The 19,893-nt window shown below is 49.8% G+C and carries 19 protein-coding genes and 1 pseudogene; 12 read left to right on the top strand and 8 right to left on the bottom strand.

All coding sequences use genetic code 11. The features are described from left to right. The first annotated feature begins 147 nt into the window (after positions 1 to 147). From HU824_RS15055 to HU824_RS15010, 10 genes are read left to right on the top strand one after another with little or no spacing between them, the layout of a single operon-like run. Positions 148 to 498 carry an NADH-quinone oxidoreductase subunit A gene (locus HU824_RS15055; RefSeq protein WP_176469257.1) on the top strand — a complete coding sequence of 117 codons (351 nt, stop codon included), beginning with the start codon at positions 148 to 150 and terminating at the stop codon, positions 496 to 498. Continuing rightward, positions 489 to 1,088: an NADH-quinone oxidoreductase subunit B gene (locus HU824_RS15050; protein ID WP_136009881.1), complete on the top strand. Its 600-nt coding sequence runs from the start codon at positions 489 to 491 to the stop codon at positions 1,086 to 1,088. Before HU824_RS15055 ends, HU824_RS15050 begins: the two co-directional genes overlap by 10 nt. 55 nt (positions 1,089 to 1,143) lie before the next feature. Continuing rightward, a complete protein-coding gene (locus HU824_RS15045) occupies positions 1,144 to 2,736 on the top strand; it encodes an NADH-quinone oxidoreductase subunit D (RefSeq protein ID WP_168354298.1) in 1,593 nt (530 codons plus the stop codon). 1 nt (position 2,737) lies between these two features. Continuing rightward, entirely contained in the window at positions 2,738 to 3,814 is a 1,077-nt protein-coding gene (nuoH, locus tag HU824_RS15040; RefSeq protein ID WP_136009879.1) for an NADH-quinone oxidoreductase subunit NuoH, read from the top strand. 57 nt (positions 3,815 to 3,871) lie between these two features. Continuing rightward, positions 3,872 to 4,375, top strand: coding sequence for a 4Fe-4S binding protein (locus tag HU824_RS15035; protein ID WP_136009878.1), 504 nt, complete (start codon positions 3,872 to 3,874; stop codon positions 4,373 to 4,375). Positions 4,376 to 4,405: 30 nt separating this feature from the next. Then, entirely contained in the window at positions 4,406 to 4,918 is a 513-nt protein-coding gene (locus tag HU824_RS15030; RefSeq protein WP_136009877.1) for an NADH-quinone oxidoreductase subunit J, read from the top strand. 5 nt (positions 4,919 to 4,923) lie between these two features. Further along, on the top strand, positions 4,924 to 5,232 hold the full coding sequence (nuoK, locus tag HU824_RS15025; RefSeq protein ID WP_176469256.1) for an NADH-quinone oxidoreductase subunit NuoK: 309 nt from the start codon (positions 4,924 to 4,926) through the stop codon (positions 5,230 to 5,232). Between the two features lie 58 nt (positions 5,233 to 5,290). Continuing rightward, entirely contained in the window at positions 5,291 to 7,237 is a 1,947-nt protein-coding gene (gene nuoL / locus HU824_RS15020; RefSeq protein WP_176469255.1) for an NADH-quinone oxidoreductase subunit L, read from the top strand. Positions 7,238 to 7,288: 51 nt separating this feature from the next. Next, on the top strand, positions 7,289 to 8,767 hold the full coding sequence (locus tag HU824_RS15015; protein WP_176469254.1) for a NuoM family protein: 1,479 nt from the start codon (positions 7,289 to 7,291) through the stop codon (positions 8,765 to 8,767). 39 nt (positions 8,768 to 8,806) lie between these two features. Beyond that, positions 8,807 to 10,246, top strand: a complete 1,440-nt coding sequence (locus HU824_RS15010) for an NADH-quinone oxidoreductase subunit N (protein WP_176469253.1) — start codon at positions 8,807 to 8,809, stop codon at positions 10,244 to 10,246. A gap of 219 nt (positions 10,247 to 10,465) precedes the next feature. On the opposite strand, the gene HU824_RS15005 is transcribed toward HU824_RS15010, so the two are convergent. The 4 genes from HU824_RS15005 to HU824_RS14985 all read right to left on the bottom strand — a co-directional run bounded on the left by HU824_RS15005 (position 10,466) and on the right by HU824_RS14985 (position 14,835). Then, positions 10,466 to 10,945 (bottom strand): HU family DNA-binding protein, encoded by a 480-nt coding sequence (locus HU824_RS15005; RefSeq protein WP_136009872.1) that lies wholly within the window; start codon positions 10,943 to 10,945, stop codon positions 10,466 to 10,468. Positions 10,946 to 11,598: 653 nt separating this feature from the next. Continuing rightward, complete coding sequence (locus HU824_RS14995) at positions 11,599 to 12,861, bottom strand: mechanosensitive ion channel family protein (protein ID WP_176469251.1); 1,263 nt, start codon at positions 12,859 to 12,861, stop codon at positions 11,599 to 11,601. Positions 12,862 to 12,939: 78 nt separating this feature from the next. Continuing rightward, a complete protein-coding gene (locus tag HU824_RS14990; RefSeq protein WP_176469250.1) occupies positions 12,940 to 13,986 on the bottom strand; it encodes a DUF4435 domain-containing protein in 1,047 nt (348 codons plus the stop codon). 18 nt (positions 13,987 to 14,004) lie between these two features. Beyond that, positions 14,005 to 14,835 carry an AAA family ATPase gene (locus HU824_RS14985; RefSeq protein ID WP_136009868.1) on the bottom strand — a complete coding sequence of 277 codons (831 nt, stop codon included), beginning with the start codon at positions 14,833 to 14,835 and terminating at the stop codon, positions 14,005 to 14,007. A gap of 139 nt (positions 14,836 to 14,974) precedes the next feature. Here HU824_RS14985 and HU824_RS14980 point away from each other — a divergent pair, with 139 nt between their 5' ends. Both HU824_RS14980 and HU824_RS14975 read left to right on the top strand, forming a co-directional pair. Then, positions 14,975 to 15,886, top strand: a complete 912-nt coding sequence (locus tag HU824_RS14980) for a DMT family transporter (protein WP_176469249.1) — start codon at positions 14,975 to 14,977, stop codon at positions 15,884 to 15,886. A gap of 62 nt (positions 15,887 to 15,948) precedes the next feature. Further along, the gene (locus HU824_RS14975) at positions 15,949 to 16,482 is read left to right on the top strand and encodes an outer membrane beta-barrel protein (protein WP_136009866.1); all 534 of its coding nucleotides are present in this window, start codon (positions 15,949 to 15,951) and stop codon (positions 16,480 to 16,482) included. A 21-nt stretch (positions 16,483 to 16,503) separates the two neighbouring features. Here the strand turns inward: HU824_RS14975 and HU824_RS20065 are convergent. The 4 genes and pseudogenes from HU824_RS20065 to HU824_RS14960 all read right to left on the bottom strand — a co-directional run. Then, positions 16,504 to 16,625, bottom strand: a pseudogene (locus tag HU824_RS20065) (methylmalonyl Co-A mutase-associated GTPase MeaB); the annotation flags it as partial. Positions 16,626 to 16,653: 28 nt separating this feature from the next. After that, complete coding sequence (locus tag HU824_RS14970) at positions 16,654 to 17,238, bottom strand: Crp/Fnr family transcriptional regulator (RefSeq protein ID WP_136009865.1); 585 nt, start codon at positions 17,236 to 17,238, stop codon at positions 16,654 to 16,656. A gap of 25 nt (positions 17,239 to 17,263) precedes the next feature. Further along, positions 17,264 to 18,367 (bottom strand): methylmalonyl Co-A mutase-associated GTPase MeaB, encoded by a 1,104-nt coding sequence (gene meaB, locus HU824_RS14965; RefSeq protein ID WP_176469248.1) that lies wholly within the window; start codon positions 18,365 to 18,367, stop codon positions 17,264 to 17,266. 130 nt (positions 18,368 to 18,497) lie between these two features. Further along, on the bottom strand, positions 18,498 to 19,562 hold the full coding sequence (locus HU824_RS14960) for a DUF1573 domain-containing protein (RefSeq protein ID WP_176469247.1): 1,065 nt from the start codon (positions 19,560 to 19,562) through the stop codon (positions 18,498 to 18,500). Positions 19,563 to 19,893 lie beyond the last annotated feature (331 nt).

Genomic DNA, 19,893 nt, shown 5'->3' with positions numbered 1-19,893 from the left:
ATGTACTCCAACTCCACACGTTGTTTCTTGGTAAGTTTTACTTCTGTGATTCTCATAGCTGTATCTTACCTTGGTATTATGCAAAAACCGTGCCAACATATGTACATTAATTTTTAGTAGCTACTTATCTAAAATCTTATCAGGTTTATGAACTTTACTTTGTTAGTGGTCGTCTTATTGACGGCAATCGCTTTCGTGGGTATCGTCATCGCGCTCTCCAATGCGATAGCACCCCGTTCGTACAATGCACAGAAGATGGAGCCGTACGAGTGTGGTATCCCTACCCGCGGTAAATCGTGGATGCAATTCCGGGTAGGTTACTATCTATTTGCCATCTTGTTCCTGATGTTCGAAGTGGAAACGGTATTTCTGTTCCCTTGGGCAGTCATCACCCGTGAGCTTGGTGTGGCAGGACTTTTCAGCATTTTATTTTTCCTGATTATATTGGTTCTGGGCCTTGCTTATGCCTGGAGGAAAGGAGCTTTGGAATGGAAGTAACAAAGAAACCGAAAATCAAATCTATCCCTTATGAAGAGTTTACAGACAACGAAACGTTGGAGAAACTGGTTCGGGAACTTAATGCCGGAGGCGCCAATGTCGCCCTTGGCGTACTGGACGATTTCGTCAACTGGGGACGCAGCAACTCGCTGTGGCCTCTTACATTTGCAACCAGCTGTTGCGGTATCGAATTCATGGCTCTCGGTGCAGCCCGCTACGACATGGCTCGCTTCGGGTTCGAGGTAGCCCGCGCCAGCCCGCGCCAGGCAGACATGATTATGGTTTGCGGAACAATAACCAATAAGATGGCTCCCGTTCTGAAACGTCTTTACGACCAGATGGCCGACCCCAAATATGTAATAGCCGTAGGCGGCTGTGCCGTCAGTGGAGGCCCGTTCAAGAAATCCTATCATGTGGTGAACGGTGTGGACAAGATTCTGCCTGTAGATGTCTACATTCCCGGTTGCCCTCCCCGTCCGGAGGCATTCTACTATGGCATGATGCAATTGCAACGTAAAGTGAAAATCGAGAAATACTTCGGTGGAGTAAACAGAAAAGAAGAAAAGCCGGAAGAGGAAATACTAATGTGATAGAGTTGTAATGTGACAACATTATCACCTTACAACGTTACCACCTTTTTTTATAATTATGGAAATAAAATACATAGAACCCTCAGCCCTGCACGACGAAATGCTGCGTCTGCGAAAAGAGGAACAGATGGACTTTCTGGAATGCCTCAGCGGTATGGACTGGGGAATGCCCGATGAAAAAGATGCACCGGACACTCCCCGTGGACTTGGCGTGGTCTACCTGCTGGAGTCTACTGTTACCGGCAAACGGGTAGCAATACGCACCGCCACTCTGAACCGGGAATGCCCCGAACTTCCTTCTGTCAGCGACATTTGGAAAGCTGCGGATTTTAATGAACGCGAAGTTTACGATTTCTACGGCATCGTCTTCATCGGCCATCCGGATATGCGCCGCCTCTATTTGCGCAATGACTGGGTAGGCTATCCCATGCGCAAAGACAACGATCCGGAGAAGGACAACCCGTTGCGCATGGACAACGAAGAAACTATTGATACCACCACGGAGTTGAAACTGAACCCGGACGGTAGCGTTAAAAATAAAGAGCTACAACTATTCGGTGATGAAGAATATGTTGTGAACATCGGTCCCCAACACCCTGCCACACACGGTGTCATGCGTTTCCGCGTGTCATTGGAGGGTGAAAACATAAGCAAGATTGATGCCAACTGCGGCTACATCCACCGGGGTATCGAGAAGATGTGCGAAAGCCTGACTTATCCGCAAACCTTGGCCTTGACCGACCGTCTGGACTATCTGGGCGCACATCAGAACCGCCATGCCTTGTGCATGTGCATCGAAAAGGCAATGGGCGTGGAAGTAAGCGAGCGCGTACAGTACATACGTACCATCATGGACGAATTGCAACGAATAGACTCCCACTTGCTGTTCTATTCTTGCCTTGCCATGGACCTGGGGGCATTGACCGCCTTCTTCTACGGTTTCCGCGACCGCGAAAAGATACTCGACATCTTTGAGGAGACTTGCGGCGGACGCCTCATCATGAACTATAACACCATCGGGGGTGTGCAGGCGGACATCGCTCCCGGCTTCGTGAAGAAGGTGAAAGAATTCATCCCCTACCTTCGCGGTATCTTGCACGAATATCACGATGTATTCACCGGAAACATCATTGCCCGGCAACGTCTGAAAGGCGTAGGCATACTCTCACGGGAAGACGCCATTGCCTTCGGAGCCACCGGAGGTACGGGGCGTGCCAGCGGATGGGCGTGCGACGTGCGCAAGCGGATGCCGTATGCCGTATATGACAAGGTGGACTTCAAAGAAATCGTCCGCACCGAAGGCGATTCATGGGCACGCTACCTTATCCGTATGGATGAGATTCTGGAAAGCTTGAAGATTATCGAGCAACTGATAGACAACATCCCGGAAGGAGCCTATCAGGAAAAGATGAAACCAATTATCCGAGTACCGGAAGGCACTTATTATGCAGCCGTGGAAGGCAGCCGCGGTGAGTTCGGCGTCTTCCTCGAAAGCCACGGCGACAAGATGCCTTACCGCCTGCATTTCCGCAGTACGGGCTTGCCATTGGTATCGACCGTAAACACCATTTGCCGCGGAGCTAAAATCGCCGACCTTATTGCCATTGGCGGAACATTGGATTATGTAGTACCAGATATTGATAGATAGTATGTTTGACTTTAGTATAGTAACCAACTGGATACACCAGTTGCTGACTTCCCTGATGCCGGAAGGTCTGGCGATATTCCTCGAGTGCGTGGTGATTGGCGTATGCATCATCTTGATGTATGCCGTGCTTGCCATCATCCTGATTTACATGGAGCGTAAGATATGCGCCTTTTTCCAATGCCGCCTCGGTCCGATGCGCGTAGGGAAATGGGGATTGCTCCAGGTGCCTTGCGATGTCATCAAGATGTTGACAAAGGAAATCATTGACCTGAAATTCTCTGACCGGTTCCTCTACAACCTGGCACCGTTCATGGTAATCATCGCTTCTTTCCTGACATTTGCCTGCTTGCCCGTCAACAAGGGATTGGAGGTATTGGACTTCAATGTAGGAGCCTTCTTCCTGCTGGCTACGTCGAGCATCGGCGTAGTGGGTATCCTGCTGGCAGGCTGGAGCTCCAACAACAAATTCTCGCTGATTGGCTCCATGCGAAGCGGTGCGCAGATTGTCAGTTACGAATTGTCCTGCGGATTGAGCATACTGACAATGGTGGTATTGATGGGAACCATGCAGTTCTCCGAAATCGTAGAAGGACAGGCTGACAGCTGGTTCATCTTCAAAGGACATATCCCTGCATTGATAGCCTTCATCATCTACCTCATTGCCGGAAATGCAGAAACCAACCGTGGTCCCTTCGACCTGCCCGAAGCCGAGAGTGAATTGACAGCCGGATACCACACGGAGTACAGTGGTATGGGCTTCGGCTTCTTCTATCTGGCAGAGTATTTAAATCTGTTTATCGTAGCTTCCGTGGCCGCCACCATCTTTTTAGGAGGCTGGATGCCGCTCCACATCGCAGGCCTGGACGGCTTCAACGCAATGATGGATTACATCCCTGGATTCATATGGTTCTTCGGAAAGGCCTTCTTTGTCGTCTTTCTGCTGATGTGGATAAAGTGGACCTTCCCCCGCCTGCGTATCGACCAGATTCTGAATCTGGAGTGGAAGTACCTGGTACCCATCTCCATGGTGAACTTGATTTTGATGGTATTAATTGTAGTATTCAAGTTGCATTTCTAACCGGTGTAGCACCGGAGCAAGATTTCCTTACGGACAATTTCAATAAAGATAAAAATAATGAAAGACAATCACTCTTATATCGGCAGACTCATACATGGCATCACCTCTCTGCTGACAGGCATGAAAACCACCATGATCGTATTCTGCCGTAAAAAGACCACCGAACAATATCCGGAAAACCGCGCGACATTGAAACTCTCCGACCGTTTCCGTGGCACGCTGACCATGCGCCATAATGACGAAAATGAGCATCGGTGCGTGGCTTGCGGCTTGTGCCAGATGGCTTGCCCCAACGATACCATCAAGGTGACTGGAGAGATGGTTGAAACGGAAGACGGCAAGAAAAAGAAGATACTGGCAAAGTACGAGTATGACCTCGGTTCGTGCATGTTCTGCCAACTCTGTGTAAATGCCTGCCCTCACGATGCCATCACGTTCGACCAGAACTTTGAGCATGCAGTGTTCGACCGCACGAAACTGGTCATCACACTGAACCGTCCGGGCAGCCACGTAGAAGAAAAAAAGAAAACAACCGCTCCCAAAGAAGAGACAACAAAGTAATTCGTAAATAGTAATTTGTAATTAAACAACATGGAAATAACTCTTGAAACAGTAGTATTCTACTTCCTTGCGGCTTTTATCACCGTATTTTCCATTTTGACGGTAACGACTCACCGCATGGTGCGCTCAGCCACCTACCTGCTGTTCGTGCTTTTCGGTACGGCAGGCATCTACTTCCTGCTGGGTTACACCTTCCTCGGCTCCGTGCAGATTATGGTCTATGCAGGCGGTATCGTGGTACTTTACGTCTTCTCCATACTACTTACCAGTGGCGAAGGCGATATCATTGAAAAGTTAAAGCGCAGCAGATTCCTTGCCGGACTGGGTGCCACCGTGGGCGGTGCCATTATCGTAGTATTCATCACTTTAAAGCATAAATTCATTGCCACCACCGACGTGGAACCTTTGGAGGTGAACATCAAAACCATCGGCCACCACATGCTGAGCGGTGACAAATATGGTTATCTGCTTCCCTTCGAAGCTGTCAGCATACTATTGTTGGCATGTATCGTAGGCGGATTATTAATAGCACGTAAAAGATAGGAATTATGATACACATGGAATATTATCTGATAGTTTCGGCTATCATGTTCTTCACAGGCATCTACGGATTCTTCACCCGCCGCAACACACTGGCGATACTTATCAGCATCGAGCTGATACTGAATGCCACGGACATCAATTTCGCGGTGTTCAACCGTTTCTTGTTTCCCGGAGGCCTGGAAGGATATTTCTTCTCTTTATTCTCCATCGCCATCTCGGCAGCCGAAACGGCTGTGGCCATTGCCATCATGATCAACATCTACCGTAACATCCGCAGCATCCAGGTGAACAAACTGGATAAGATGAAATGGTAAGAGCAAAAGCCGTCAAGCAATGTTTCTTGAATAGTAATAATTGATAAACATAGTATATATGGAATATACAATATTAATCCTTCTACTCCCTTTCCTCTCTTTCCTCGCTCTGGGGCTTGGAGGTAAATGGATGTCACACCGCACTGCCGGACTTATCGGAACTGCGGCATTGGGTGTGGTCGCAGTGCTTTCCTATCTCACCGCAGGAATGTACTTCAGCGCTCCCCGCCTTGCCGACGGTACGTACGAGACACTGACGCCCTATAACTTCAAATGGCTGCCCTTCACAGAAAGCCTCAGCATCGACATGGGCATTCTGCTCGACCCGATTTCGGTCATGATGCTTGTGGTCATCAGCACCGTTTCGCTGCTGGTACACATATACTCTTTCGGCTACATGAAGGGCGAACGCGGTTTCCAGCGCTACTACGCCTTCCTATCACTCTTCACCATGTCCATGCTCGGACTGGTAGTTGCAACGAACATCTTCCAGATGTATCTTTTCTGGGAGTTGGTGGGCGTATCCTCCTATCTGCTGATTGGCTTCTACTATACGAAGCCCACAGCCATTGCCGCTTCGAAGAAAGCGTTTATTGTTACCCGTTTTGCCGACCTGGGGTTCCTTATAGGCATCCTTGTCTATGGATATTATGCCGGTACATACACCTTCAGCCCCAGTGAGATGGCGCTGGCAAAGGGGGGGGCGGCAATGATTCCGCTTGCCTTGGGACTGATGTTCATCGGTGGTGCCGGAAAGAGTGCCATGTTCCCGCTGCACATTTGGTTGCCCGATGCCATGGAAGGCCCTACGCCGGTCAGTGCACTGATTCACGCCGCTACAATGGTAGTTGCAGGCGTCTATCTGGTGGCACGCATGTTCCCGTTGTTCATAGAATATGCTCCCGGCGTGCTGCACATCGTGGCTTACGTAGGAGCTTTCACGGCATTCTATGCCGCCAGTGTGGCATGTGTGCAGAGCGACATCAAGCGTGTACTGGCATTCTCCACCATCTCCCAAATCGGCTTCATGATGGTGGCGCTGGGTGTATGTACATCAGCCGACCCGCACGAAGGGGGACTGGGCTACATGGCAAGCATGTTCCACCTGTTCACACACGCCATGTTCAAGGCATTGCTGTTCCTCGGAGCGGGCAGCATCATCCATGCCGTACACAGTAACGAGATGTCTGCCATGGGCGGACTGCGGAAGTATATGCCCGTCACGCATATCACATTCCTCATCGCATGTCTCGCCATTTCAGGCATCCCACCGTTCTCAGGATTCTTCTCCAAAGATGAAATCCTGACGGCCTGCTTCCAGTTCAGTTCCACCATGGGATGGATTATGACAGTGATTGCAGGTATGACAGCATTCTATATGTTCCGCCTCTACTACGGTATCTTCTGGGCCGGCTCGGAGCCGGGACAAAAGTCGGCAAGCGGAGGCTTAGCGCCCGGGCAACAGTCGGCAAGCGATGTAAGCGACAGCCACGTGCCTCACCCCCACGAGAGTCCGCTGGCGATGACCCTGCCCCTGATGCTCTTGGCTGTAGTTACGATAGTCGCCGGTTTCATTCCTTTCGGCCACTTCATCTCTGCCAACGGCACGACATATAGCATCCATCGGGATTGGAGTGTGGCAGGTACGAGTATTGTCGCAGCAGTGATTTCCATCGCCATCGCCACCTACATCTATGCAGGTAGCCGGCAGCCCGTTGCCAATGCGCTGGCACGCCGTTTCAAAGGCTTGTGGACGGCTGCTTACCACCGCTTCTATCTGGACGAAGCCTACCAGTTCGTCACCCACCGCATCATCTTCGGCTGCATTTGCCGCCCCATCGCCTGGTGGGACCGCCATGTGGTGGACGGCTTCTTCAACTTCCTTGCCTGGAGTGCCGAGGCTATCAGTGACGAGATACGCGGTCTGCAGAGCGGACGCATCCAGCAATATACATTTGTATTCTTGCTGGGCACGCTGGCACTGATACTGTTGCTATTGCTATAACCCGAGATTTTTCAATCGTAAATCGCAAATCGTTAAATCGTAAATATAAAGATGAACTTTTTATCATTATTTGTTCTCATCCCCTTGCTGATGTTGCTGGGTCTTTGGCTCAGCCGCAACATCGCACAAATACGTGCGGTGATGGTGACCGGTGCATCGGCTCTGCTGGTTCTTTCTACAGCATTGACCGTGATGTACCTCCATGCACGCCACGCCGGTGCCACGGACGAGATGCTGTTCCGTGCCGACATGGTCTGGTATCCAGCACTCAACATCCACTATTCGGTAGGTGTAGACGGTATTTCGGTAGCCATGCTGCTACTTTCGGCCATCATTGTCTTCACCGGAACATTCGCCTCCTGGAGGCTGCAACCGCTGACTAAAGAATATTTCCTTTGGTTCACCTTCCTTTCCATCGGTGTGTTCGGATTCTTCATCTCGATAGACTTGTTCACCATGTTCATGTTCTACGAGGTTGCCCTCATTCCCATGTATCTGCTTATCGGCGTATGGGGGTCGGGGCGCAAGGAGTACTCTGCCATGAAGCTGACTCTGATGTTGATGGGCGGCTCCGCCTTCCTGCTTATCGGTATTCTGGGTATCTACTACGGTGCCGGAGCCACCTCCATGAATCTATTGGAAATAGCACAGATGCACAATATCCCCATCGAACAGCAACGTATCTGGTTCCCTCTCACCTTCCTGGGTTTCGGTGTGCTGGGCGCTCTGTTCCCGTTCCACACATGGAGCCCCGACGGTCACGCCTCCGCACCGACTGCCGTTTCCATGCTCCATGCCGGTGTATTGATGAAGTTGGGAGGTTACGGATGTTTCCGCATAGCCATATATCTGATGCCCGAAGCTGCGCAGGAACTGGGATGGATATTCCTCATTCTTACCGGAATCTCCGTGGTATACGGTGCATTCTCCGCTTGTGTGCAAACCGACCTGAAGTATATCAATGCCTACTCTTCCGTCAGCCATTGCGGCCTGGTGTTGTTCGCCATCCTGATGATGAACCGGACGGCTTGCACGGGCGCCATTCTGCAGATGCTCTCTCACGGACTGATGACAGCCTTGTTCTTCGCCCTTATCGGTATGATATACGGACGTACCCATACGCGTGACGTCCGCGAGCTCTCGGGTCTGATGAAGATTATGCCTTTCCTGGCCGTCTGCTATGTAATTGCCGGTCTTGCCAATCTGGGATTACCCGGGCTCAGCGGTTTCATTGCCGAAATGACCATCTTCACCGGTTCGTTCCAGCATCCCGATACGTTCCACCGTGTGTGGACAGTCATTGCATGCAGTTCCATCGTGATTACGGCAGTCTATATCCTGCGACTGATAGGAAAGATTCTCTACGGAACCTGCACCAACAAACATCACCTCACCCTGAGCGACGCTACCTGGGATGAACGTACAGCGGTCATTATCCTCATTGCATGCGTTGCCGCTCTCGGTATGGCACCATGGTGGATTAGCGGCATGATCGGAGACAGCGTATTGCCGATAGTCAATGCACTGTAAATTGTAAACAGAAAATTGTAAAACAGTAAATACATAGTCATGGATTATTCTCAATTCCTCCTGCTCAAAGAAGAGCTTTCGCTGATATTGGTCATCGTCATCCTTTTTGTCGCCGACCTCTTCATGAGTCCGGATGCACACAAGAATGACGGCAAACCGTTGCTGAACACAATGCTGCCAGTTGTTCTGCTGACCATACATACACTTATCACCATCGTTCCCGGTCCTGTGGCCGATGCCTTTGGCGGCATGTATCACAACCAGCCGATACAGAGCATCGTGAAATCCATCCTCAGTATAGGTACACTGATTGTATTCCTGATGGCCCACGAATGGATGCGCCTTCCGGACACTGCCATCAAACAAGGTGAATTCTACATTCTGACACTTTCCACCTTGCTGGGCATGTACTTCATGATTTCCGCCGGTCACTTCCTGATATTCTTTATCGGACTGGAGACAGCAAGCATCCCAATGGCAGCACTGGTTGCCTTCGACAAATACCGCCACCACTCTGCCGAGGCCGGTGCCAAGTATATTCTCACGGCACTGTTCTCCAGCGGATTGCTGCTGTACGGATTATCTTTGATTTACGGTACGGTAGGCACCCTCTACTTTGCCGACATACCGGCACGCCTCACCGGCGACCCGTTGCAAATCATGGCATTCGTATTCTTTTTCTCCGGCATGGGATTCAAAATATCACTGGTGCCTTTCCATCTTTGGACAGCAGACGTCTACGAAGGTGCTCCAAGCACAGTGACAGCCTATCTGAGTGTCATCTCCAAAGGCTCTGCCGCCTTCGTGCTGATGACTATCCTCATCAAGGTATTCGCTCCGATGGTGGAGCAATGGCAGGAGGTACTGTACTGGGTCATCATCGCTTCCATCACAATGGCCAACCTCTTCGCCCTGCGCCAGCAGAACCTGAAGCGGTTGATGGCTTTCTCCAGTATTTCGCAGGCGGGTTACATCATGCTGGGTGTCATCAGCGGAAGCGCACAAGGTATGACGTCGCTGGTGTACTACGTGCTGATATATATGTTTGCCAATCTTGCCGTGTTTACGGTCATCACCATCGTGGCATTGCGGGCGCATAAGTTCACGTTGGAGGAATACAACGGTCTGTACGTCACCAACCCGAAAGTGACGTTCCTGATGACGCTGGCCCTGTTCTCTCTGGCAGGCATCCCGCCGTTTGCGGGCTTCTTCTCGAAGTTCTTCATCTTTGCGGCAGCCTTCGAAGGCGGTTTCCATCTGCTGGTATTTATTGCCCTTGCCAATACAATCATCTCGCTTTATTACTATCTGAGGATTGTAAAGGCGATGTACATCAACAAGAGCGACGAACCGATTGCGACATTCCGCAGCGACTACTATACACGTGCCAGCCTGGCCATCTGTACGCTGGGTATCGTGATACTGAGTATTGCAAGTGCGGTATATCAATCCATCGACAAGTTCTCATTCGGATTATAGCCGGAGGGCATCATCACTCGCCACATGTCACGCAGATTGACACGAAGAATCTTTAGAAGTACTGATAATCAGAAACTTTTTCTTGTGTCAATCTGCGTAATTCGTGTTGAGTGTATATTCTGACACGTGCCCGATAAGTCTTCGCGTATCATTTTACCGGAATGTCATGCAAGGACATTCTATCCAATTATCCGGGAAATGCGATGCCGCAAGGCATAATTATCCCAACGGATTCTCGCCTTGGTCACCGTCATTGCCGCCGTCGGGATTGCCGCCGGAAGAATTGCCGCCATTGGCAAGTTTCTCTATATCCGTCCAGTCCACATCTACATCCACCATAGAGCGGGTGGTTATCTGCTTGCTGCTACTGCGTTTCACTTCGGGAATAAAACGTACCCGTATGCCATTAATCTGTGCGGAATTTACTTCGGCAGACGTGGCTACGCCTTTCTTGTTCGTGGCGGTGGTATAATAGAAAGTACCTACCCCTTCAATCTTCACGGTACGTCCCATAGCCATATAGTCGGCCATTACGCCTCCCAGGTTCTTCAGCACGGCATACGTGTCACCGCGGGTAACGGTAGAGAGCAAGGAGAGCTTGTCCGCCACCTTGTCCGTAGCAATAGGCGTACCGATGGTAATTGCTTTCGGATACCACAAATCGTTCAGCTTCGATTGGAATTTCTTGTAAAATGCCATAATAATAATGTTTTAAATGATTAATAATATATAGTTGATTTCTCTTGTCTCACCCGAGAAGCAGAAGTCTTCACCGCGAGGCCTCAGCGATTCAGCCCTCTGCTTTTCTCAAATTCGATGTCGCAAAGTTAGGGTGGAAAAGAAGGGAAAACAAGAAAATGGCATCTACAGCCTGTTTTCATAAATCACTAATAAACAAGCTTTTGCAAAACAGTCATCTCTACAAGGGGAAGAGAAATACAAGAGGAACATGGCATCAATCTCTACAAGCGAGAGGCGCAAATGGCTGATAATGAGACATGACTTTCTAATGAATCTCTACAACAACCGTCAAAGCCGTTCTTCGTTCTACCCTCATGTCACGCCCCTTTCGTTTAAAGGAACAGATTTTATCCGCATATTTTACCATCTGTGACTCTCGTCAACGGAGTTTCCTCCTACCCCCTCCAGAACACCTTCCGGGAGGGGGTACAATGAGTCAGGGAGTGAAAGGCATTCAGTCCCTGAGTGAAAGGCTTTCAGTCCCTGACTGAATCAGGTTCCTTCAATGAGCGAAACGGAAAACTTCCGCAAACGAAGTTTTTCTGAAGATATTTGTAAAAAAAAGCACAATTATCCGCATGGAAGATAAAGCTTCCAATGTCTTTTTCCCCCTACTCTACTTCTCCGAACGCCCTTCGGAAATCTCTGCCCGAGGGCAACTGGAACACCTGCAAGTCGAATTCGGGGATAATCGCCAGCACATGGTCGAAGACATCGGCCTGCACCCCCTCGTATGGCACCCAGTCTTTCAGGGCACAGAAGAAATAAAGCTCCATCGGAATGCCGTGGTCGGTAGGCTGTAGCTGGCGCACCATGCAGGTCAGCTCTTGGTTTACGTCGGGAAGACTTTTCAGATAAGCCGTCAGATAGGCACGAAACACACCCAGATTGGTCTGGCGGCGTCCGTTGACAAGGATGGAATTATCAATGCCGTTTTCCGCATTGTACTTTTCAATCACTACTTCCGTCTGTTCCACATAATCTTTCAGCAGCTGTATCTTGCGATATTTCGCCAGCATCTCCGGTGTGCAGAAGCGGACACTGGTCATGTCGATATTGATGCTGCGCTTCACACGCCGCCCGCCACTCTCGAGCATGCCGCGCCAGTTCTGGAAGGAGTCGCTGACAAGCAGGTAAGGAGGGATGGTGGTGATGGTATTGTCCCAGTTGCGCACTTTCACGGTGTTCAGTGTCACTTCTATCACCGTGCCGTCGGCACCATACTTGGGCATGGCAATCCAGTCGCCCACCTTCAGCATGTCGTTTGCCGAAAGCTGCACACCGGAGACAAAGCCCATAATGGAATCCTTGAACACCAGCATCAGGATGGCAGCCGAAGCACCCAGTCCGACAAGCAGCGAAAGCGGGTCGCGGTCTATCAGCTCGCCCACAACCACAATGCCGCCCACCAGCCACAGAATGACCTGCATGGTCTGCAACATCCCCTTCAGGGGGCGGTCGCGGAACTGCTCCCTCTCGCTGTACACACAGTAAACGGCTTTCAGGAAAGAGTTGACGAAGCTCAGGAATGTTATGATAATGTAAATAAGGCAGATGCGACGGATGAAATCCATCGTGGAGGAGGTGGACTCGGCAAATGCCACCGGAACAAATATATAGATGATGATGGGAGCCACCATACGGCTGAGGTGCACCATCACTTTGCGGTCGAACACGATGTCGTCCCAGGTAGCCTTGGTCTTCTTTACCAACTGCGCCACTACCCTCAACAGAATCTTCCGGCACAAGGCATCTGCCAGAAAAGCGATGGCAAGTACCAGTGCAAAGGCAATGAACGGGTCGAGCATGTCGGCACTGGAAGGGGATATGCCCCAAGAAATCAAAATATCGTCTATTTTCTTCAGTATTTCCATAATGTAGCCTCTCCCCCCGGCCCCTCCCCCGCAGGGATGGGGGACGGGGGATACTTTTATTGTGTATCAACTATTATTCTATTCTCTCTTTATGCCGTTCTCCCTTCCTTCTCTCCCTACAGAGTCGGGAGAGAGGCTTAGGAACTCCCGTATATCTTCCTTTAACCACTGATAAAGATAAAGGTTCTTGTAGCCGCTGTTTTTTTTCAGCATCACGGACACATTGACCTGGCTGTTCTCATAACCCGCCAGTTCGTTGCGGAACTGTTCGTCATGCCCTGCCAGGCGCTTTATCTCCTGCTCGCGCTCGCGACGCAAGACGGTACATACCGGGATGAGGAGTTTCAGCACCACATAGTCCATGATATGATGCCCCTGGATATAGAGATAGGTATTGTCCGGAGTCAGTCCCAGACGTTCCAGTTCCGTCCCCAGTTGCTCCACCCGGTCGATATGATGCGGAAAACGGGTTTGCAGTTCGGACAGCTTCGCCGATACCGTCTTTTGCATCTCCTCCAGACTGCGGTAAGGATGGCGCAGGTTTATCTCCTGCAGGCGCACGCAGACGTTGAAGTCGTACATCGGGAAGGTATGCGTGTCGTGCCGGCGATAGAACCAGATATTCCACAGAAACAACGGATAGGCAATCTGCGAATAACGCTTCAGGAAAGCGGAAAAGTCCAGAATATGCCGGTCGTTCAGCGTTGCCTGCACACAGACCTCATGCAGGCTGTCGGCAAAGCAGTGAAAGTTCTCGATGGCATAACCGTACGTCTGGAAGATATAGGGACTCTTGTTTATCTTATGCGATACTTTGGTGGCACCTTGAAGCAGGAAGTCGTAGTCGCTGTCTACACACGCTATCAGGCTGCGCCCCAGTTCCGATGTGTTCAACGTATTCATCAGCACCATCTTCTTGCCCTTTGTCAGAGAGGTGGCAGACGGAAGCATCACCTGGAAATAGCGTTCCTCATTCTCGAACTCGGACAACAGTGTCCGCCAGAAAGCGATGTCGTCATAGCTCTCCACATAGGCCACTATGCGCCTGCGTGCACTCTTGGGAGACAACTTGCGGGCGGCATCCAGATAGGCGGAAGTCAGGTTATGTTTTAAAGAAGTAGACACTTTTGCAGGGATTAGGGATTAAGGATGAGGGACTAAGGATGATATCTCGCTGACTTCGGTGACGGCATCCAGCCAGCCCTCCATGATGACGGCAGGCGAATGGGTGGTGAGGATAAGCTGCACATTGGGATTCAGATTGCGTATCATGCCGATGAGCTTCTGCTGCCATTCGATGTGCAGGGAGGCTTCCGGCTCGTCCATAAACAGCACGCAGTGGTCATCGTCACGCACCAGCACAGTCAGCAGGATGACCAGCATCTGCTTCTCGCCCGAAGACAGTTTGTAGGGCAGCAGGCGTTCACCGTTCTGATAGAAAACGATGTCATTGCTTTTACGGTCTATCTTCTTATGGGTATAGCTGAAAAGCTCGTCAATCATATCCTGGAATTTCCGCTTGGGAAGAGAAAGGGAAGGAGCCAGGCTGCGCTGTTCTTCGTCACCGCTAAGCAATTCTATCATTTTGTTGCCGATGTTCACCTGATAGTCCAGATAACGGCGCTGGAGCAGATAGAGCTGCCAGTCCAGTTCCGACTTCACGTTGGCATCGGCCATGCGTGCCGTAAAGTCGCCCATGATGAGGGGGCGGTCGTAGCTACGGATTACATCATAGGGAATAAAGGTGGCGGCGGAATTGTCGAAATAGACGCGTACCCCGTTCTTCTCGTCACTCTTCACTTCACCCGATGTCTGTTCCAGATAGTTGACCGAACGGTTCAGGATAGTGGTCTTCCCCACTCCGTTGATGCCGGAAAGAATATTGACGTCAGGACGCAGGTCCCAGGCAATATCGTACCGATGCCACAATCCGTGTATTTCGATACGCTTGATGTAATTGGCTTGTACTTCCATGGTTTCTTGCTTTAACTAAAAGCAAATATACACGATAATCTCTTATTTCCACGCCCATGAACCAGAAAAATCATATCATGAAAAATTTTCTCTTTTCAGAAAATAGTCGTTCTTTTGCACCCGCAAAGAACAAAAGAGTATGAACAAGAACATTCAAGGGCATCTGTTCGCCCTTGCCGCAAATATCTTATGGGGCCTGATGGCACCTATAGGTAAGTCGGCTCTGGTGGAGTTTTCCGCATTGTCAGTAACCACATTCCGTATGGTAGGCGCAGCCGCCTGCTTCTGGCTCCTCTCCTTGTTCTGCAAACGCGAGCAGGTAGACCACCGGGACATGCTGAAGATATTTTTCGCCGCACTCTTCGCCTTGGTATTCAACCAGGGCGTTTATATCTTCGGCCTCTCCATGACTTCGCCCATAGACGCCTCCATCGTCACAACCATGCTGCCTATCGTCACCATGATAGTGGCTGCAATCTATCTGAAAGAGCCGGTCACCGGCAAGAAAGTACTGGGTATCTTCGTGGGGGCCATGGGAGCATTTATACTCATCATGAGCAGCCAGACCACCGGTGCCGGCAATGGCAGCCTCATCGGAGACCTTCTCTGCCTGCTCGCTCAAATCAGCTTCTCCATTTATCTGACCGTATTCAAGGGGCTGTCGCAGAAATACTCTCCCATCACCCTGAACAAGTGGATGTTTGTCTATGCCTCCATGTGCTACATCCCGTTCTCTTACCACGACGTTGCTGCCATAGAATGGAGCAATGTCTCCACAGCCGCCCTGCTGCAAGCGGGATATGTGGTTGTGGGAGGAAGCTTCCTTGCCTATATCTTTATAATGAGTGCACAAAGGTTGCTGCGTCCCACGGTAGTGAGCATGTACAACTATATGCAACCCATCGTGGCCTCAACCGTTGCCATCGTCCTAGGATTGGGGGTGTTCAATCCGGAAAAGGGGATAGCCATAGCCTTGGTATTCCTGGGAGTATACATCGTGACACAAAGCAAGTCGCGCAAGGATTTCGAGAAAGAAGGGAAAGAACCATAATGATGAGATATGTTAAGTACTTAACAAACAGATTTATATTATTCACTTAAAACAAAAGGAAAATGAAAAAGATTACCTTGTTTTTATTTATGATGCTCGCTGCAATGGCGGTAAAAGCACAAGTTTATGCAGGAGGAAGCCTTGGCTTCTGGTATGACAACGGAGATGATGGCGGAATTGAAACCACAACATTCACCATTTCTCCCGAAATAGGTTACAACCTCAACTCCAAGTGGGCAATAGGTGTGGCACTCGGTTTCTCTCACATAACCGCCAGCGACGAAACCAAAATAAAGACTACCGGATTTGCCATCGCACCCTACGCACGTTTTTCTTTCTACGAAAACAAGATGGTACGCTTGTTCATTGACGGCGGCTTTGGATTCTCGACCGTAAACAGTGATGTGACAAAGACGATAGACGGCATTGAAGTAGGTTTCAAACCCGGCATTGCCCTAAAGCTGAACGAACACTTCAGCCTAGTCGGCAAGGTGGGATTCTTAGGATATCGGGATGACTATATATCCGGTGCCGACGGACAAGGATTGCTATTGAGCAGTGAAGATTTGTCTTTGGGATTCCACTATGAGTTCTAATCCACTCCCTTCTTCTTGTTTTTATCCCTTTCGCAATTCCGCGAAACAGATATCCAGCAGATTCTTGGAGACACAAAGGAAGTCAGGTTGCCTTGCAGCACCTGGCTTTCTTTATCAACCAGTATCGCCTCAATCTTCGGACTTTCCCTGACTACGCTCCACCATGATGACTCACAGTGTTCCGGCACGCACCCGGCTCAGAGACTCGGGAGTCATTAACAGATAAGATGCCATGTGGTTGACTGAGGCACGCCGGGCTATCTCCGGATAGTCCCTGACGAAACGCGCATACCGCTCACGTGAGGTTTCGAAACGCCAAGAGTCAGCTTTATATTGGGAAAGCATTAAAGACCCCTCCAGCAAATGACGAAGCAGACGGGCTATATGCAGATAGCGCTCAGAGAGTTCGACCAGCCCTGCATACGAAATGCTCCAGATGACGCCTTCCTCCAGAGATTCCAGCTGAAGGCAATTACGGCGTCCGGTGAAAAGGCTGACGATGCACATAGCGCCGTCACCGTCGCAGGCAAAGTTCTCGGTAATGTCCCGGCCTTCTTTGAAATAGAACTGGCGAAGCAGTCCTTTCTCTACGAAAACAATATCCCTGGCTATATCTTTCTCACTAATCAACAGCTCTCCTTTGTGCACCTCACGGCGTACAAACAAACCGGCAATGAGCTCCAGCTCCTCGGAAGGGAGTTCATGAAGGCGGTGGGTAAACCGCCGCGCCACTTCCATGTTGTTTTCCTTAGTCATCGATATAGGGAAAGGGATAATGCCCTTATTTCTTCAGTTCTGCAAAATAAGTGTCCAGCAAGTTCTTGGCAGCTACAAAAGAAGTCAAGTTGCCTTGCAGCACTTGGGTTTCCTCGCCAGTCAGCATCGCTTCAATCTGCGGATTATGATAGAAGCTGTCGCGCAGCTGTTCGTTGATAGTCTCATACATCCAGTATTTGCTTTGTTCGTTGCGGCGGTATTCAAAGTAGCCGTTCTCTTTCACAAAGTCAATGTATTTGTAGACCATATCCCACACTTCTTTTACACCAAGATTATAGAACCCGGAATAAGTCAGCACTTGAGGAGTCCAACCGCTCTCCGGAGCCGGGAAGAGGTGCAGTGCGTTACGGAACTGCGTTGCTGCCAGCCTGGCCCGCTCCAGATTGTCGCCATCAGCCTTATTAATGACAATAGCATCGGCCATTTCCATGATGCCTCGCTTGATGCCTTGCAACTCATCACCCGTACCCGCCAGCTGTATCAGCAGGAAGAAGTCTACCATGGAATGTACGGCAGTCTCGCTCTGCCCCACCCCTACCGTCTCTACAAATATCTTGTCGAAACCGGCAGCCTCACAAAGCACAATCGTTTCACGCGTCTTGCGTGCCACACCACCCAGCGAACCGGCAGAGGGACTGGGACGTATAAAGGACTTGGGATGGACGGAGAGTTTCTCCATACGCGTCTTATCACCGAGAATACTGCCTTTGCTGCGTTCGCTGCTCGGGTCAATGGCAAGAACGGCCAATTTGCCACCGTGTTCCTCCAGTACATGCAAGCCAAATACATCAATAGAGGTACTCTTACCAGCACCGGGCACACCGCTGATACCCACACGGACAGAGCTGCCCGAATAGGGCAAACACTTCTCTATCACCTCCTGCGCCAAAGCCTGGTGCTCCGGTTTCACACTCTCCACCAGCGTCACAGCCTGGCTGAGTACCGTAACATCACCTTTCACTATACCCTCCACATAGTCTGATACGGACAGTTCACGCTTCTTCCGTCTGGGACGGTTCTTCAAGTAAGGATTGACCGATGAAGGCTGCTCAATGCCTGCATTGACAACCAAGCCTTTATATGCTTCATTATTTTCGGGATGTTCCATAATTTAATGCGCTAATATGGTTAATGTGCTAATATGCTAATGCAGGCCATGTGCCAATGTGATAAATGCGTTAATAGGCTTTTAGGATAATTGCGACTATCTCCATTAGCACATTTCCCACATTAGCACATTACTTTATATTGATTTCAACTTTCGGCTGCATAGGGTCATTGGTAATCATCAGCAGGCGCAGATGACGACGCTTCTTACCTATATTCTTTTTCATTACCGTTACCCGCAGGCGGGTGCTTTCGCCGGGTTGCAATACACTCTTCTTGAGGTTAACTCCCACTGCCGAGTGGAATACCTGAAGCTTGTTTATCTGTAAAGGAGAACGCCCGGTATTGGTAATGGTGATATCTTGATGTGCTTTTGACTTCTTGGCCAATATCGCACTCATATCAACCTCTTTGGCAGAAAGGCTGATGGCAGGAGCATTTGCCTTCTCCACTTCCGTCATTCCGGAGAAATCCGGCAGAAGAATGGCAGAAACGGGAATCTCGTTTTCATCGCCCACCTTGTCACCGGAAAAGCGAGAAAGATAAACCGACGCTTGAGTCAGTCCGAGGTCAGTCAGTCTTTCCGAATTCAATTTAAGTGTAATCACTCCTCTTTCTCCCTTTTGCAAGACATTGGGCTCTACTTTAGTCTGCAAATAAGGGGGCAGATGCATCAGTACCGGTTCATAAGGACGGTCGGAAAGATTGACCACGCCGATATGAATCACCTGCTGCTCACCATGCTGAATATCTGGGAAGTCGAGACTGTTCTTGTCAATACGTATCTGACCGATAAGAAAAGGATGTGTCTTGGTGAAATCCTTGATTTCCCGAACAACCTCTCCATTGAATTTCAAATAGACCAGATTGGGCTGCGCATTGCTGTAAATGGCCACGGATTTCTGGAAATGTCCCAATGCTTCGGCATCGAAAGTCACATTCACCATTCCTTTTGCTCCCGGTGCAATGGGCGTTTTTGTCCACTGTACCACGGAGCAGGCGCAATCCGGCTCTACTTCTGTAAGCACCAAAGGCCGGTCACCCGTATTGGTGATGGTATATTGCACAGTCGCGGGATGCTTCCATTCTATCTGGCCGAAGTCGTGCATCTCTGTATTCGAAGTAAAACGCGCTTGTGCTACGGCAGCCAATACCACACTTGCAAGCACATATAAAGTTATCAATATCCGCTTCATCTATTTTTCTTAATATCAAGGTTTCCTAATTCTGCTGCTCTCATTGAGAAACTGTTTTGATTTTATTTCAGCTTCCTTCTGAGGAAACATGAAAAAAGAAAAACAAAACAGTTTCTCAATATTAGTCGGACAAAAATAGGTGTTTTTAGCGAGAGTACCTAAAATAGCGTGGCGCAATTTACTGAAATTGCGCCACGCAGTCATCTTTATCAACAAATCAGATAATGATGAAAAAGTTTCATTTTTTCCGGTATCGAGCCCCTCGCTCCCCCGGTGTGAGAAAAATGCCCTGCACAGAAGAGACCGGGAGAGAGAAGGGTAAGGCCGAAAG

This window comes from Bacteroides sp. L10-4 (assembly GCF_013373675.1).
GTDB classification, from domain to species: Bacteria; Bacteroidota; Bacteroidia; order Bacteroidales; family Bacteroidaceae; genus Bacteroides; species Bacteroides muris.
This window is presented reverse-complemented; position numbering and strand designations above follow the sequence as displayed.